This is a genomic window from Micromonospora sp. CNZ285 (assembly GCF_004637285.1).
Window position 1 is genome coordinate 4,503,907 of record NZ_SPQD01000001.1, and the last position, 15,225, is coordinate 4,519,131.

Here is a 15,225-nt window from a genome sequence, read left to right on the forward strand (position 1 = left end):
TAGGCTGGCCGCCGTGACGACGACCGATCCCCTGGTGGCCCGGATGCGGCCGTTCGGCACCACCGTCTTCGCCGAGATGTCCGCGCTCGCAGTGCGTACCGGCGCGGTCAACCTCGGGCAGGGCTTCCCGGACACCGACGGCCCGCCGGAGATGCTCGCCGCCGCGGCCGAGGCGCTGCGTACCGGCCACAACCAGTACCCGCCCGGCCCGGGCATCCCCGCGCTGCGCGCCGCCGTCGCCGAGCACCAGCGCCGGTTCTGGGGCCTGGAGTACGACCCGGACGGCGAGATCGTGGTGACCGCCGGGGCGACCGAGGCGATCGCGGCGAGCATCCTCGCGTTGTGCGAGCCGGGTGACGAGGTGATCTGCTTCGAGCCGTACTACGACTCGTACGCCGCCTCGATCGCGCTGGCCGGGGCGGTCCGCCGCCCGGTGACGCTACGGCCCGGCCCCGACGGCAGGTACGCGTTCGACCCGGACGAGCTGCGCGCCGCGTTCGGGCCGCGTACCCGGCTGGTGCTGCTGAACTCGCCGCACAACCCGACCGGCAAGGTCTTCACCGCCGACGAGCTGACGACGGTGGCCGAGCTGTGCCGGGAACACGACGTGTACGCGGTCACCGACGAGGTCTACGAGCACCTGGTGTTCACCGACGCCGCCGCGCCGCACGTACCGCTGGCCACGCTGCCGGGCATGCGGGAGCGGACGCTGCGCATCTCGTCGGCCGGCAAGACGTTCTCCTGCACCGGCTGGAAGGTCGGCTGGGTGAGCGGGCCCGCGCCGCTGGTGGCCGCCGTGCTGCGGGTGAAGCAGTTCCTGACGTTCGTCAACGCCGGGCCGCTGCAACCGGCGGTGGCGGTGGCGCTCGGGCTGCCGGACGCGTACTTCACCGGGTTCCGGGACGACATGCAACGCCGCCGGGACCAGCTCGCCGCCGGGCTGGCCGACGCCGGGTTCGGCGTGCTCGCGCCGGAGGGCACCTACTTCGTGACCGCCGACGTCACGCCGCTGCGCGGCCGGGACGGGGTGGAGTTCTGCCGGGCGCTGCCGGAGCGCTGCGGCGTGGTGGCGGTGCCCACGCAGGTGTTCTACGACGACGTGGAGGCCGGCCGCCGGCTGATCCGGTTCGCGTTCTGCAAACGGCCGGAGGTGCTGGCCGAGGCGGTGACCCGGCTGCGCCGGCTCCGGGCGGACGGATGAGCGACGAGCAGGCCACGCGGCTGCGCCGGTTCACCGCCCAGCGCGGCTGCGACACGATGCTCTCCGGCGTACGCCCGGCCTCCGTACGGGAACAGCTCGCCGCGCTCGATCAGGTGGCCGGGGACGACCCGCCCGACCTGTACGGCGAGGGCGGGCCGGTGGCGGAGCTGGAGCTGCGGGTCGCCGAGCTGCTCGGCGCGGAGGCCGCCGCGTTCTTCCCGTCGGGCACGATGGCGCAGCAGGTGGCCATGCGGCACGGGGCGGAGCTGACCGGCCGCGCCGGTGTCGGCCTGCACCCGCTCAGCCACCCGCTGACGCACGAGCGGGACGCGTACGCGCTGCTCGCCGGCGTACGCGCGGTACGCACCACGAACGCGCCGCGCAACCCGACCGCCGACGAGGTGGCTACGTCTCGTTCTACAAGTCGCTGGGCGGCATCTCCGGTGCCGCGCTGGCCGGCGACGCGGAGCTGATCCGGTATGCCCGTGCCTGGCGGCACCGCTACGGCGGCACGCTGTTCCAGCAGTGGCCGGCGGCGCTCGCAGCGCTCGCCGGGCTGACCCGGGAGTTGCCCCGCCTCCCCGGGTACGTGGCGCACGCGAGGGTGGTGGCCGAGGCGCTGGCCGCCCTGCCCGGCGCCCGGGTGTACCCGGCGCCGCCGCACACCCACCAGTTCCGGTTCTGGCTGCCGTATCCGGCGGCCGCGCTGGACGCGGCGAACCTGGCGCTGGCCGAGGAGGAAGGCGCGTGGTTCGTCGGCGGCTGGCGGGACACCGAGGTGCCCGGGCTGGCGCTGGCCGAGGTGACCGTGGCCGGGCCGGCCCAGGAGCTGGACGCCGACGCGATCGCCGACCTGGCCGCCCGCTTCCTGCGCCGGGTCCGGACGAGCTGACCGGCGGGTCGTAGGAGCAGGCGGCCCCGGGTCGGTCAGGCGACCGGGCTGGCGGTGCGGACCTGCTCGGCGATGCGCTCGGCGACCTCGCGCGCGGTGTCCTCGGTGGCCGCCTCGACCATGACCCGCACCAGCGGCTCGGTGCCGGACGGGCGCAGCAGCACCCGGCCGGTCTCGCCCAGCTCCGCCTCGGCGCGCTCGACCTCGGCCCGGACGGCCGGTGCGGCGGCGCCGACGGTACGGTCGCCGACCGGCACGTTGATCAGCACCTGGGGCAGCTTGGTGACCACGGCGGCCAGCTCGGCCAGCGAGGTGCCGGTGGCGGCCATCCGCGCCATCAGGTGCAGGCCGGTCAGCACGCCGTCGCCGGTGGTCGCGTACGCGGGCAGCACGATGTGGCCGCTCTGCTCGCCGCCGAGCGCCAGGCCGGAGGCGCGCAGCTCCTCCAGCACGTACCGGTCACCGACCTTGGTCTCGACCAGCCGGATGCCGTGCTCGGACATGGCCAGCCGGAGACCGAGGTTGCTCATCACGGTGGCGACCAGAGTGTCCTGGGTCAGCTCGCCGGCGTCCCGCATGGCCAGCGCGAGGATCGCCATGACCTGGTCGCCGTCGACCTCGTTCCCGTCGGCGGTGACCGCGACGCAGCGGTCGGCGTCGCCGTCGTGGGCGATGCCGAGGTGGGCGCCGTGCTCGACCACGGCGGCGCGCAGCGCCTCGATGTGGTTCGAGCCGCACTCGTCGTTGATGTTGAGCCCGTCCGGCTCGGCGTGGATGGCGATCACCTCGGCGCCGGCCTCCCGGTAGGCGACCGGGGCGACGTCGGCGGCCGCGCCGTTGGCGCAGTCGACCACGACCTTGATCCCGTCGAGGCGGTGCGGCACGGTGCCGACCAGGTGCTGCACGTAGTGGTCGGCGCCGTCGAGCAGGTCGTGCACGCGGCCGACACCGGCGCCGACGGGACGCTTCCAGGCGGTGGTGGCGTTCGCCTTCACCGCCTCCTCGATCCGCATCTCGATCTCGTCGGGCAGCTTGTGCCCGCCGGCGGCGAACAGCTTGATCCCGTTGTCCGGCATCGGGTTGTGCGAGGCGGAGAGCATCACGCCCAGGTCGGCCTTTGCCTCGGCGGTGAGGAACGCCACCGCCGGGGTGGGCAGCACGCCGACCCGGACCACGTTGGCGCCGGCGCTGGTGAGCCCGGCGACCACCGCCGCCTCCAGCATCTCGCCGCTGGCCCGGGTGTCCCGGCCGACCACCGCGAGCGGCGGATGGCTCTTGTCGGTCTCGGCCAGCGTGTGGGCCGCGGCCACCGCGACCGCAAGCGCCAACTCCGGGGTGAGATCCGCGTTCGCCCGCCCGCGTACGCCGTCCGTGCCGAACAACCGGCCCATACCCGCCAACCTCCGTGGAACTGCCGATGAGAGGAGAAACGCGGAACGGCCGGTCCGCCTCCCGGAAGGGGGAGGCGAACCGGCCGTCCGTCAGAAGTACAAGACGCTTGTGGTGATCAGCGCTTCGAGTACTGGGGAGCCTTGCGGGCCTTCTTGAGGCCGTACTTCTTGCTCTCCTTGACCCGGGCGTCACGGGTCAGGAAGCCGGCCTTCTTCAGGGCCGGGCGGTCGTCGGGCTCGCTGACGATCAGCGCCCGGGCGATGGCGAGCCGCAGCGCGCCGGCCTGGCCGGTGGTGCCGCCGCCACGCAGGTTGGCGATCACGTCGAACGCCTCGGGCTTCTCGGCGGTGACCAGCGGGTCCTTGATGAGCTGCTGGTGCACCTTGCTCGGGAAGTAGGCCTCGAGGTCGCGGCCGTTGCAGGTGATCTTGCCGGTGCCCGGCACGATCCGGACCCGGACGATGGCTTCCTTGCGCCGACCCACGGTCTGGATCGGGCGGTCACCACGGGGCGCGCGCGCGACGGGCGCCGGCGCCTCGGTGGCCTCGGGGGCGACCTCGGTGGCGGTGATGTCGGTCATGCTGCTTCCTTCGCCCGCGCTCACTGCGCGATCTGCTTGATCTCGAACGGCACCGGCTGCTGCGCGGTGTGCGGGTGCTCGGCACCGGCGTAGACCTTCAGCTTCTTGAGAATCTGACGGCCCAGCTTGTTGTGCGGGAGCATGCCCTTCACGGCCAGCTCGATGGCCCGCTCGGGCCGCTTGGTCAGCAGCTCGTCGTAGCCGACCCGCTTCAGGCCACCCGGGTAACCGGAGTGGCGGTAAGCGACCTTCGTCTGACGCTTGTTGCCGGTCAGCGCGACCTTGCCCGCGTTCACGATGACGACGAAGTCGCCCGTGTCGACGTGCGGCGCGAAAGTCGGCTTGTGCTTGCCACGCAGGAGCGTGGCGGCGTGGGTCGCCAGGCGGCCCAGCACGACATCAGAGGCGTCGATGACGTGCCACTGACGCTCGATCTCACCCGGCTTCGGGCTGTACGTACGCACAGGTCTACCTTGTCTCGTCGTCGGTCTGGGGTCGCGCGCCGAGGTGACCAGGAGTACCCAGCCGGACCAGCGCGCACGAACGACCAAGCGTACCTGATGCGGCACGCCTAAGAATGTCGTACAACAGCAGGCAACGATACCCGGCCGCCCGGCGGCAGGTCAAAACGGGGTCGCGCCGCGCGTGGCCTGCGGGTTCGTCATGGCACAGGTCACACGCCGGCCAGCGTACGCGGCCCGGGACGCAGGTAGACCATCCAGGTCACCAGGAAGCAGAGCGCGTACCAGGCGATGAAGGCCAGGTAGGCGGCGTCGGCGGTGCCGGAGGTCAGGAACGACTGCCGGAACGCCACGTTCACCAGCACCCCGCCGGAGGCGCCGACCGCCCCGGCGATGCCGATCACCGCGCCGGACAGACGCCGGGCCCGCCGCTGCGCCGCCTCCGGGTCGCCGGTCAGCTCGCCCTCCGCGACGGCCCGGGCCCGGAAGATCGCCGGGATCATCTTGTACGTCGAGCCGTTGCCGATGCCGGAGAAGACGAACAGCGCCAGGAACCCGGCCAGGTAGAGCGGGAACGAGCGCTCCCGGGCCGCGTACAGCACCAGCCCGGCGCCGGCGGCCATCGCCACGAAGTTCCAGAACGTGACCCGCGCCCCGCCCAGCCGGTCGGCGAGCTGACCGCCGACAGGCCGGATCAGCGACCCGATCAGCGGGCCGAGGAAGGTCAGCCAGGCGGCGTCCACGGGCGTCGGGAACCGGTCGTGGAACTGGAGCTGGAGCACCTGGCCGAAGGCGAACCCGAAGCCGATGAACGAGCCGAACGTGCCCACGTAGAGCAGCGACATCACCCAGGTGTGCGGGTCGCGGGCCGCCGCGCGCAGCGCGCCGGGCTCGTTGCGCGCCCCCGGCACGTTGTCCAGCCACCGGGCCGCGGCCAGCGCGGCCAGCACGATCAGCGGCAGGTAGACCGCCGGCACGAGCCGGGGGTACGCGGCGCCCGCGGTCGCCAGCACCGCCAGCCCCACCAGTTGCACAGCCGGCACGCCCAGGTTGCCGCCGCCGGCGTTGAGCCCCAGCGCCCGGCCCTTGAGCCGCTCCGGGAAGAACAGGTTGATGTTCGCCATCGACGAGGCGAAGTTGCCGCCGCCGACGCCGGACAGGCAGGCCAGCACCATCAGCGTGGCGTACGACACCCCGGGCTCGATCAGCACGGCCATCGGCACCGCCGGCACGAGCAGCAGCAGGGCGCTCACGATGGTCCAGTTCCGGCCGCCGAACCGGGCGACGGCAAGCGTGTACGGCAGCCGCAGCACCGCCCCCAGCGCGGCCGGCACGGCGGTGAGCAGGAACTTCCCGGCCGGGTCGATGCCGTACTCGGGGCCCAGGAACAGCACCGTCACCGACCAGAGGCTCCACACGGAGAAGCCGACGTGCTCGGCGAAGATCGAGACGTACAGGTTGCGCCGGGCCACCCGGGAGCCGCCGGCCGCCCAGAACGCCGGGTCCTCCGGCCGCCATTCGGTGAGCCGGCCGGCGGTGGTGGCCGGCGGCGGCGTGGGTGCGGAAACGAGCGTGCTCACGGGCGACTCCTCCTCGTCGATGACGAGGCGACGCTCTCAGCCGGTGGTTTCCCCGGCGTGCCCCGCGCGCGTCGGCCCGGCAACGGAGACCGCACGTCCGCCGGACGGCGCCGGTGAGGAGGTCACAGCTCCTGGAGGATCCGCAGCGCTCGACCGACCCGCTGCATGGTCTCGGTGTCGGCCACGTCCACGCACTCGGTGAACCACTTCTTCATCGGTGCGGAGATCCGGTCGGGCATCACCACGTACGCGCCCATCCGCACGGCGAGCGGCGAGTCGCGCAGCAGCGACTCCTCGACCACCTCGGCCACGATCACGATGGGTACCGCAGTGGCGTTGTAGACGTCGGAGCTGATGACAAGACCGAACCGTTCCCGGGCGCCGGAGATGCGCCAGACCTCGCCCCTACGCAGCACGCGGACGTCCGCCGAACAGGGCGTCGTCGACGAGCGCGGCCTCCTGGGCGTCGGCCAGGGCGGCGGCTTCCAGGTCCAGGCCGGCACGGCTGACCGCGTCGGCGTGCGCGGTGAAGACCTCGCGCAGCGCCTTCTCCCGGGCGGCCTGGTCCATCCAGGCGGAGAGGGAGAGCCCTTCCCGCTTGGCGAACCGGCGCGCCTCCTCAATCGTCTCGTCGGAGAACGACAGCGTCACCTTGGCGGTCATGCCGGGAAGACTACCCAGCGGTATGACCGGTAGTCATCCCCGTCGTCACCGATCGTGGAAACGGACAGCGGCCTCAGGGACGCCGGCCGCCGAAGACCGCGAAACGCCACTCCTTGAAGAAGCAGTCCACGTCCACCAGTCCCGCCTCGGCCAGCCACCGGCACTGCTCGGCCACCGGGGCCGGCCGGTCGTGCCGCATCCGCTCCCGGGCGGCGGCGATCTCCTCGGCGTCGGAGCCCAGCTCGGCGATCCGCGCCGTCCACACCTCGTCGTAGCGGTGGTCCAGCGCCGGGGTGGGCCCGGCGACCTGCTCGGCGTTGACGAACACCCCGCCGGGGACGAGCGCGTCGGCGGCCCGCTCGTACAGCGCCCGCTTGCCCTCGTCGTCGAGGTGGTGGATGGCCAGCGCGGACACCACCGCGTCGTACCGCCCGGCGGGCAGCGGGTCGGCGAGGTCGGCGTGGACCGTGCGGTGCGCCACGCCGCGTTTCTCCAGGTGCCCGGCGGCCACCGCGAGCATGCCGGGGGCGCCGTCCACGAGCGTCAGGCGGGCGCCGGGGACGGCCGCGGTCAGCAGCAGGGACAGCAGGCCGGTGCCCGCGCCCAGGTCCAGCACCTCGGGGGTACGCCCGGCGGCGAGCGCGGCGCGCAGCGGGGGCGCGGCCACCTCGACAGCGGTGCCGTAGAAGGCGTCGAAGCAGGGCACCAGGCGGCGTCGGGCCTGGTCGTAGCTGCCGGCCACCGCGTCGAACGCGTCCGCCACGCTCATCATGCCTCCCGTTATATGAGATTGTTGTCCCACATTCTAAGCCCTGCGGAGCGTCTCGTCACCCGCGTGCGGTGTGAAGCGCTCGTGACAGGACCGAAACAGAGCAGACCCGGACCGGAAACCGCCCGACGGCACGCTTTTCCGACATGACAGACGGTGCACGCACGGCGACGCGAACGGGGTCACGCCCCGCCGAGGCCGCCACGCACTGCCCGTACTGCGCCTTGCAGTGCGGCATGGTGCTGCGCGCCACCGGCGACGGTGTCGAGGTCGGCGCCCGCGACTTCCCCACCAACCGGGGCGGGCTGTGCCAGAAGGGCTGGACCGCCGCCGACCTGCTCGACCATCCGGACCGGCTCACCACCCCACTGCTGCGCGACCGGCCCGGCGGCGAGCTGCGCCCGGCGACCTGGGACGAGGCGCTCGATCAGGTCGCCGCCGGGGTCCGGGACGTGCGGCACCGGCACGGGCCGGACGCGGTGGCGGTCTTCGGCGGCGGCGGCCTCACCAACGAGAAGGCGTACGCGCTGGGCCGCTTCGCCCGGGTGACGCTGCGGACCCGGCACATCGACTACAACGGGCGCTGGTGCATGTCGTCGGCCGCCGCGGCCGGGAACCGGGCGTTCGGGATCGACCGGGGACTGCCGTTCCCGCTCGCGGACCTCGGCCACGCGGACACGCTGCTGCTGGTCGGCGCGAACCCGGCCGAGACCATGCCGCCGCTGATGAGGCACGTCGCCGACCTGCGGGAACGCGGCGGCCGGCTGATCGTGATCGACCCGCGCGCCACCGCCACGGCCCGCCAGGCCGACCTGCACCTGCAACCCCTGCCCGGCACCGACCTCGCGGTGGCGAACGCGCTGCTGCACATCGCGCTCACCGAGGGCTGGCTGGACCGGTCGTACGTGGCGGAGCGGACCACCGGCTTCGACGACGTCCGGCGGACGGTGGCCGGCTACTGGCCGGCGGAGGTGGAACGGCTCTCCGGCGTGCCCGTGGCCGACCTGTACGCCACCGCCCGCGCGCTGGCCACTGTGGACCGCGCGGTCGTCCTCACCGCCCGGGGCGCCGAGCAGCACGCCAAGGGCGTCGACACGGTCACCGCTTTCATCAACCTGGCGCTGGCCCTGGGGCTGCCCGGCCGCCCCGGCTCGGGTTACGGCTGCCTGACCGGGCAGGGCAACGGGCAGGGTGGCCGGGAACACGGGCAGAAGGCCGATCAGCTCCCCGGCTACCGGCGCATCGACGACCCGGCGGCCCGCGAGCACGTCGCCGGGGTGTGGGGCGTCGAACCGGACTCGCTACCAGGGCCGGGGGTGCCGGCGTACCAGCTCCTGGACGCGCTCGGCACGCCGTCCGGCGCGCGGGCGCTGCTGGTGTTCGGTTCCAACCCGGTCGTGTCCGCGCCCCGCGCCGCGCGGGTCGAGTCCCGGCTGCGCGCCCTGGACCTGCTCGTGGTGGCGGACTTCGTCCGCTCCGAGACGGCCGAGCTGGCCGACGTGGTGCTGCCGGTCGCCCAGTGGGCCGAGGAGGACGGCACGATGACCAATCTGGAGGGCCGGGTGCTGCGCCGCCGGGCGCTTCGTGAGCCACCCGCCGGGGTCCGTACCGAGCTGGAGATCCTCGCCGCGCTCGCCGCACGGCTGAGCGGGGGCGGGACGCCGCTGCCGGCCGACCCGCGCGAGGTGTTCGCGGAGCTGGGCCGGGCCTCGGCCGGCGGGCCGGCCGACTACGCCGGGATCACCTGGGACCGGATCGACGCCGACACCGGCGTGTTCTGGCCCTGCCCGGACCAGGACGGCCCGGACACGCCCCGGCTGTTCGCCGACCGCTTCCCCACCCCGGACGGCCGGGCCCGGTTCCATCCGGTGACCCACCGGCCGGCCGCCGAGCCGGTGTGCGCCGACTACCCGCTGCACTTCACCACCGGCAGGGTGCTCGCGCAGTACCAGTCCGGCGCGCAGACCCGGCGGGTGGCCGCGTTGCGCCGCGCCGCACCGAGCGGCTTCGTCGAGCTGCACCCGGATCTGGCGGCACGGATCGGCGTGGCCGAGGGCACACCGGTACGTGTGGTGTCCCGCCGGGGTGAGTTGTGCGCACCGGCCCGGCTCAGCACCGCGATCCGGCCGGACACCGTCTTCGCGCCGTTCCACTGGCCGGGCGCCCAACGCGCCAACTCGGTCACCAACGACGCGCTCGACCCGGTCTCCGGGATGCCCGAGTTCAAGATCTGCGCGGTCCGAGTGGAGCCGGCATGAACGAGCGGATCGTCGTCGTCGGCTACGGCATGGCCGGCGCCCGGCTCGCCGCCGAGCTGCACGCGCGCGGCGGAAACCGGCGGATCACCGTGCTCGGGGCGGAGCCGCACCGCGCGTACAACCGGATCATGCTCTCCACGCTGCTCGCCGGACGCATCGGCGAGCCGGACGTGGAACTGGTCGAAGCCGTCGGGCCGGGCGTCAAGGTCCGCACCGGCGCGGCGGTCACCGCCGTGGACCGGGCCGCCGGCGAGGTGGTCACCGACGAAGGCGAGCGACACGGGTACGACCACCTGGTGCTCGCCACCGGCAGCCGGGCCGTGGTGCCGCCGCTGCCGGGCCTCGCCCCGCTGCCCGAGCGGGTCGTCCCGTTCCGCACGCTCGGTGACTGCCGGCGGATCCTCGCCGCCGCCGAGGGCGCGCGGCGCGTGATCGTGCTCGGCGGCGGGCTGCTGGGTCTGGAGGCGGCCCGTGGCCTGGCCGCCCGAGGGCTCGACGTGACTGTGGTCCACCCGGTCGGGCACCTGATGGAGCGCCAGCTCGACCCACCGGCCGGCGCGGTCCTCGCGGGCACACTCGCCGGCCTGGGCGTCCGGTCCCGGCTCGGGGTGCCGGCCACCGCCGTGAGCGCCGGCGCCGACGGCGTCCGCCTGCACCTGGGCGACGCCGGGACGCTCGACGCCGACCTGCTGGTGCTCTGCTGCGGGGTACGCCCCGACACCGCGCTCGCCGCGGCGGCCGGGCTCGCCGTCGAGCGGGGCGTGGTGGTGGACGATCGGATGCGGACGAGCGACCGGCGGATCTCCGCGATCGGCGACTGCGCCCAGCACGACGGGACGCTGACCGGGCTGGTGGCACCGGCCTGGGCGCAGGCCCGGGTGGTGGCCGACGTGCTGACCGGCGCGGACCCGCTGGCCCGGTACCGGCCCCGGCCGGCGGTGACCCGGCTCAAGGCGGCCGGGATCGACCTGGCCGCGATGGGCGACGTGGACGGGACCGGCGACGTGGACGGGCCGGTCGAGGAGCTGACCTTCGCCGACCCGGCCCGGGGCACCTACGCCCGGCTGCGCATCCGGGACGAGCGGCTGACCGGCGCGATCCTGCTCGGTGACAACCCGGCGGTCGGCACTGTGGTGCAGCTGTTCGACAGGGGCGCGCCGGTGCCGGCGGACCGGCGTTCGCTGCTGCTCGGCCGGACGTTCGGCGAGGCGCCGGCCGGTCCGGCCGCGTCACCGGCGCTGATGCCGGACGCCGCGACAGTGTGCCGGTGCAACGACGTGAGCAAGGGCGCGCTGGTGGCGTGCTGGCGGGCGGGCGCCCGGACCGCGGCGGAGCTGTCCGCGGCGACCCGGGCCGCCACCGGCTGCGGCAGTTGCCGGGACGCGGTGGCCGGCATCGCCGCCTGGCTCGCCGAGGCGGATCCGTCCACAACCGACGAGGTACGCGAGACGGTGGAGGTGGCGTCATGACCGAGCGAATCAGCAGGCTGGTCGTCGTCGGCAACGGCATGGTGGGGCAACGGTTCGTCGAGGCGCTGCGGGCCCGGGACACCGACGGGCGGTGGCGGGTCACGGTGCTCGCCGAGGAGCGGCGCCCGGCGTACGACAGGGTGCGGCTCTCGGCCGTCTTCGACGGGGTGGACGCCGGCGACCTGAACCTGCACACCCCCGACGCCGGAGTGGACCTGCGACTCGGTGAACCGGTCACCGGCGTCGACCGGGCGCGGCGGGTGGTGACCACTGCGGCCGGCGAGTACCCGTACGACGCGCTGGTGCTGGCCACCGGCTCGTACGCGTTCGTGCCGCCGGTCGACGGCACCGATCTGCCAGGCGTCTTCGTCTACCGGACGCTCGACGACCTGGCCGCGATCCGCGAGCACGCCCGGGGCCGCCGTACCGGCGCGGTGATCGGTGGCGGGCTGCTCGGGCTGGAGGCGGCGAACGCGCTGCGGCTGCTCGGGCTCGCCACCAGCGTGGTCGAGTTCGCGCCCCGGCTGATGCCGGTGCAGGTGGACGAGGCTGGCGGCGCGATGCTCCGCCGGTACGTCGAGGAGCTGGGCGTCACGCCGTACCTCGGGGTGGCCACCACGGCGCTGCGGCCCGGGCCGGACGGCACGGTGGCCGCGCTCGACCTGGCCGACGGCCGTGCGGTCGACGCGGAGCTGGTGGTGGTGGCCGCCGGGATCCGGCCGCGCGACGAGCTGGCCCGCGCGGCCGGGCTGCCGCTGGGCCCGCGCGGCGGCGTGCTGGTGGACGCGGCCTGCCGGACCGCCGACGAGCGGATCTGGGCGGTCGGCGAGTGCGCGGCAGTGGACGGCGTCTGCCACGGACTCGTCGCGCCCGGGTACGCCACCGCCGAGGTGGTCGCGGACCGGCTGCTCGGCGGCGCGGCCACGTTCCCCGGCGCGGACACCGCCACGAAACTCAAGCTGCTCGGCGTGGACGTGGCCTCGTTCGGTGACGCGCACGGTGTCACCCCCGGCTGCCTCGACGTGACGTACACCGATCCGGCCACCCGCTCGTACGCGAAGCTGGTCCTCTCCGACGACGCGCGGACGCTGCTGGGCGGCGTGCTGGTCGGGGACGCGAGCGCGTACCCGGCGTTGCGCGCCAGTGTCGGCGGACCGCTGCCCGCTCCCCCGCTGGCGTTGCTGGCACCGGCCGGCGGCGCGGGCGCCGGTGCGGGCGCGTTGCCCGCCACCGCGCAGGTCTGCTCCTGCAACGCGGTGACCCGGGCCGACCTGGACGCGGCGATCGCCGGCGGGGCGACCGACGTGCCGGCGCTGAAGGCGTGCACCCGGGCCGGTACGAGCTGCGGCTCCTGCGTGCCGATGCTGAAGCAGTTGCTGGACGCCGCCGGGGTACGCCAGTCGACGGCGCTGTGCGAGCACTTCGACCACAGCCGGCAGGAGCTGTTCGACCTGATCCGGGTGCGGGGCATCAGCACGTTCTCCCGGCTCGTCGCCGAGCACGGGCGCGGCAGCGGATGCGACATCTGCAAGCCGGTGGTGGCCTCGATCCTGGCCTCGCTCGGCACCGGGCACGTGCTCGACGGCGAGCAGGCGTCGCTGCAGGACACCAACGACCACTTCCTGGCGAACCTGCAACGCGACGGCAGCTACTCGGTGGTGCCCCGGATCCCCGGCGGGGAGATCACCCCGGAGAAGCTGATCGCGATCGGTGAGGTGGCGCGCGACTTCCGGCTCTACACGAAGATCACCGGCGGGCAGCGGATCGACCTGTTCGGCGCGCGCGTCGACCAACTGCCGCAGATCTGGCGCCGGCTCGTCGACGCGGGCTTCGAGTCGGGCCACGCCTACGGCAAGGCGCTGCGCACCGTGAAGTCGTGCGTGGGCGACACCTGGTGCCGCTACGGCGTGCAGGACTCGGTCGGGCTCGCGGTCGCGCTGGAGCTGCGCTACCGGGGCCTGCGCGCGCCGCACAAGCTCAAGTCGGCCGTCTCCGGCTGCGCCCGCGAGTGCGCCGAGGCGCGGAGCAAGGACTTCGGCGTCATCGCCACCGAGACCGGCTGGAATCTGTACGTCGGCGGCAACGGCGGTTTCCGGCCCCGGCACGCCGACCTGTTCGCCACCGACCTGAGCACCGCGGAGCTGGTGGCCCTGATCGACAGGTTCCTCATGTACTACATCCGCACCGCCGACCGGTTGCAGCGCACCGCCGCCTGGATCGAGACCATGGACGGCGGCCTGGACCACCTCCGGTCGGTGCTCGTGGACGACTCGCTCGGGCTCTGCGCCGACCTCGACGCGGCGATGGCCCGGCACGTCGCGAGCTACTCCGACGAGTGGCGCGACGTCCTGGAGGACCCGGACCGGCTGCGCCGCTTCACCTCCTTCGTCAACGCGCCGGACGTACCCGACCCGTCCATCACGTTCACCCAGGAGCGGGGCCAGCCGGTGCCGGCCCGGGGCGCGCCCCCGGACGGCGGACACCGCCGCCAGCCCGTCGTGCTGGGCCTGCCGGAGGTACGCCGATGAGCCCCGTCGTCACGCTGGACTGGACCGCGGTCTGCCCGCTGGACCGGCTCGACCCCGGCCGGGGGGTGGCCGCGCTCGTCGACGGCGTCCAGGTGGCGGTCTTCCGCACCGGGGACGGGCTGTACGCGGTGGACAACCTCGACCCGGTCGGCGGCGCGTACGTCATGTCCCGGGGCCTGGTCGGCAGCCGGGGCGGGGTGCCCACGCTCGCCTCGCCGCTGCACAAGCAGGTCTACGACCTCACCACGGGGCGGTGCCTGGACCTACCGGGCGTGACGCTGCGCCGGCATCCGGTGCGCTGCCGGGACGGCCTGGTCGAGGTGCGGTTACGGCAGGAGGAATGATGCGGGACGAGCTGGCCGGCTTCACCATCGGGGTCACCGCCGACCGGCGGCGCGACGAACTGGCCGCGCTGCTCCAGCGGCGTGGGGCGCGGGTGGTGCTCGCCCCGGCACTGCGGATCGTCCCGCTGGCCGACGACACCGACCTGCGTGAGGCCACCCGGGCCTGCCTGGAACAGCCGCCGGACGTGCTGATGGCGAACACCGGCATCGGCATGCGCGGCTGGCTGGAGGCGGCCGAGGGCTGGGGGCTGGCCGAGCCGCTGCGCAGCACGCTCGCCCGCGCGTACGTGGTGTCCCGCGGCCCGAAGGCGACCGGCGCGATCCGCGCCGCCGGGCTGCGCGAGCACTGGTCCCCGGATTCGGAGAGCTGCGACGAGGTGGTCGAACACCTCGTCCGGCGCGGGGTGGCCGGCCAGGTCGTGGCGATGCAACTGCACGGCGAGCGGCAGCCCGAGTGCGCCGACGCGCTGGTGGCGGCCGGCGCCACGGTGATCGAGGTGCCGGTGTACCGATGGGCGCCGCCGGCCGACCCGGCGCCGCTGCACCGGCTCATCGACCTGGTGGCCGGGCGTCTCGTCGACGCGGTCACGTTCACCTCGGCCCCGGCGGCCGAGGCGCTGCTGCGGGCGGCCGGGGACCGTACCGAGACGGTGCTGGAGGCGCTGCGCGGCGACGTGCTGGCCGGGTGCGTCGGCACCGTCACCGCCGAGCCGCTGGTCCGGCGCGGGGTACCGGTGAGCGCGCCGAGCCGGGCCCGGCTGGGCGCGCTGGTCCGCACCATCGTCGAGGAACTGCCCCGGCGCACCGTCTCGGTGAAGGCGGCCGGGCACGTGCTGACGCTGCGCGGGCACGCCGCGGTGGTGGACGGCGAGCTGCGTCAGCTGGCGCCGGCGCCGATGACGGTGCTGCGGGCGCTGGCCGCGTCACCGGGGAAGGTGCTCTCCCGCACCGCGCTGCTGCGGACGCTGCCGCGCGGCGCCGACGAGCACGCGGTGGAGATGGCGGTCGCCCGCCTGCGGGCCGGGCTGAAGGCGCCCCGCGTGGTGCAGACGGTGGTCAAGCGGGGGTACCGCCTGCGGGTCGACTGA

At 74.4% G+C, this 15,225-nt stretch carries 15 protein-coding genes; 8 read left to right on the plus strand and 7 right to left on the minus strand.

Features of this window, described 5'->3' with window-relative positions:
• Positions 1-13 precede the first annotated feature (13 nt).
• From CLT75_RS20375 to CLT75_RS33395, 3 genes are all read left to right on the plus strand, one after another.
• Positions 14-1,201 (plus strand): pyridoxal phosphate-dependent aminotransferase, encoded by a 1,188-nt coding sequence (locus CLT75_RS20375; protein ID WP_135242044.1) that lies wholly within the window; start codon positions 14-16, stop codon positions 1,199-1,201.
• A complete protein-coding gene (locus tag CLT75_RS33390) occupies positions 1,198-1,674 on the plus strand; it encodes a PLP-dependent aminotransferase family protein (protein WP_486485228.1) in 477 nt (158 codons plus the stop codon). The genes CLT75_RS20375 and CLT75_RS33390 overlap by 4 nt, the downstream gene beginning before the upstream one ends.
• A 116-nt stretch (positions 1,675-1,790) precedes the next feature.
• Entirely contained in the window at positions 1,791-2,093 is a 303-nt protein-coding gene (locus CLT75_RS33395) for a hypothetical protein (protein ID WP_486485229.1), read from the plus strand.
• 35 nt (positions 2,094-2,128) lie between these two features.
• On the opposite strand, the gene glmM is transcribed toward CLT75_RS33395, so the two are convergent.
• From glmM to CLT75_RS20415, 7 genes are all read right to left on the minus strand, one after another.
• Positions 2,129-3,484 carry a phosphoglucosamine mutase gene (gene glmM / locus CLT75_RS20385; RefSeq protein WP_013473666.1) on the minus strand — a complete coding sequence of 452 codons (1,356 nt, stop codon included), beginning with the start codon at positions 3,482-3,484 and terminating at the stop codon, positions 2,129-2,131.
• A 116-nt stretch (positions 3,485-3,600) separates the two neighbouring features.
• Positions 3,601-4,065: a 30S ribosomal protein S9 gene (gene rpsI / locus CLT75_RS20390; RefSeq protein ID WP_018784602.1), complete on the minus strand. Its 465-nt coding sequence runs from the start codon at positions 4,063-4,065 to the stop codon at positions 3,601-3,603.
• Positions 4,066-4,085: 20 nt separating this feature from the next.
• On the minus strand, positions 4,086-4,529 hold the full coding sequence (rplM, locus tag CLT75_RS20395) for a 50S ribosomal protein L13 (protein WP_018784601.1): 444 nt from the start codon (positions 4,527-4,529) through the stop codon (positions 4,086-4,088).
• A 209-nt stretch (positions 4,530-4,738) separates the two neighbouring features.
• The gene (locus CLT75_RS20400) at positions 4,739-6,106 is read right to left on the minus strand and encodes an MFS transporter (RefSeq protein ID WP_135242045.1); all 1,368 of its coding nucleotides are present in this window, start codon (positions 6,104-6,106) and stop codon (positions 4,739-4,741) included.
• A gap of 122 nt (positions 6,107-6,228) precedes the next feature.
• Positions 6,229-6,522 carry a type II toxin-antitoxin system PemK/MazF family toxin gene (locus tag CLT75_RS20405; RefSeq protein ID WP_135242046.1) on the minus strand — a complete coding sequence of 98 codons (294 nt, stop codon included), beginning with the start codon at positions 6,520-6,522 and terminating at the stop codon, positions 6,229-6,231.
• The gene (locus tag CLT75_RS20410) at positions 6,512-6,769 is read right to left on the minus strand and encodes a DUF6364 family protein (protein ID WP_135242047.1); all 258 of its coding nucleotides are present in this window, start codon (positions 6,767-6,769) and stop codon (positions 6,512-6,514) included. The genes CLT75_RS20405 and CLT75_RS20410 overlap by 11 nt, the downstream gene beginning before the upstream one ends.
• A 73-nt stretch (positions 6,770-6,842) precedes the next feature.
• A complete protein-coding gene (locus CLT75_RS20415; protein WP_135242048.1) occupies positions 6,843-7,538 on the minus strand; it encodes a class I SAM-dependent methyltransferase in 696 nt (231 codons plus the stop codon).
• Between the two features lie 146 nt (positions 7,539-7,684).
• Here CLT75_RS20415 and CLT75_RS20420 point away from each other — a divergent pair, with 146 nt between their 5' ends.
• The 5 genes from CLT75_RS20420 to CLT75_RS20440 are packed head-to-tail and all read left to right on the plus strand — an operon-like array spanning position 7,685 to position 15,225.
• On the plus strand, positions 7,685-9,796 hold the full coding sequence (locus CLT75_RS20420; protein ID WP_135242049.1) for a molybdopterin oxidoreductase family protein: 2,112 nt from the start codon (positions 7,685-7,687) through the stop codon (positions 9,794-9,796).
• Positions 9,793-11,265 carry an FAD-dependent oxidoreductase gene (locus CLT75_RS20425; protein ID WP_135242050.1) on the plus strand — a complete coding sequence of 491 codons (1,473 nt, stop codon included), beginning with the start codon at positions 9,793-9,795 and terminating at the stop codon, positions 11,263-11,265. The genes CLT75_RS20420 and CLT75_RS20425 overlap by 4 nt, the downstream gene beginning before the upstream one ends.
• Positions 11,262-13,793: a nitrite reductase large subunit NirB gene (nirB, locus tag CLT75_RS20430; RefSeq protein ID WP_135242051.1), complete on the plus strand. Its 2,532-nt coding sequence runs from the start codon at positions 11,262-11,264 to the stop codon at positions 13,791-13,793. The genes CLT75_RS20425 and nirB overlap by 4 nt, the downstream gene beginning before the upstream one ends.
• Positions 13,790-14,137 (plus strand): nitrite reductase small subunit NirD, encoded by a 348-nt coding sequence (nirD, locus tag CLT75_RS20435; RefSeq protein WP_135242052.1) that lies wholly within the window; start codon positions 13,790-13,792, stop codon positions 14,135-14,137. Before nirB ends, nirD begins: the two co-directional genes overlap by 4 nt.
• Positions 14,137-15,225: a uroporphyrinogen-III synthase gene (locus CLT75_RS20440; protein ID WP_135242053.1), complete on the plus strand. Its 1,089-nt coding sequence runs from the start codon at positions 14,137-14,139 to the stop codon at positions 15,223-15,225. The genes nirD and CLT75_RS20440 overlap by 1 nt, the downstream gene beginning before the upstream one ends.

Bases quoted from the DNA above. Each gene is read 5' to 3' on its own strand.
- CLT75_RS20415 (WP_135242048.1), bottom strand. From the start codon at position 7,538: ATGAGCGTGGCGGACGCGTTCGACGCGGTGGCCGGCAGCTACGACCAG.
- CLT75_RS20425 (WP_135242050.1), top strand. From the start codon at position 9,793: ATGAACGAGCGGATCGTCGTCGTCGGCTACGGCATGGCCGGCGCCCGG.
- rpsI (WP_018784602.1), bottom strand. From the start codon at position 4,065: ATGACCGACATCACCGCCACCGAGGTCGCCCCCGAGGCCACCGAGGCG.
- CLT75_RS33390 (WP_486485228.1), top strand. From the start codon at position 1,198: ATGAGCGACGAGCAGGCCACGCGGCTGCGCCGGTTCACCGCCCAGCGC.
- glmM (WP_013473666.1), bottom strand. From the start codon at position 3,484: ATGGGCCGGTTGTTCGGCACGGACGGCGTACGCGGGCGGGCGAACGCG.
- CLT75_RS20410 (WP_135242047.1), bottom strand. From the start codon at position 6,769: ATGACCGCCAAGGTGACGCTGTCGTTCTCCGACGAGACGATTGAGGAG.
- nirB (WP_135242051.1), top strand. From the start codon at position 11,262: ATGACCGAGCGAATCAGCAGGCTGGTCGTCGTCGGCAACGGCATGGTG.
- CLT75_RS20420 (WP_135242049.1), top strand. From the start codon at position 7,685: ATGACAGACGGTGCACGCACGGCGACGCGAACGGGGTCACGCCCCGCC.
- CLT75_RS20440 (WP_135242053.1), top strand. From the start codon at position 14,137: ATGCGGGACGAGCTGGCCGGCTTCACCATCGGGGTCACCGCCGACCGG.
- nirD (WP_135242052.1), top strand. From the start codon at position 13,790: ATGAGCCCCGTCGTCACGCTGGACTGGACCGCGGTCTGCCCGCTGGAC.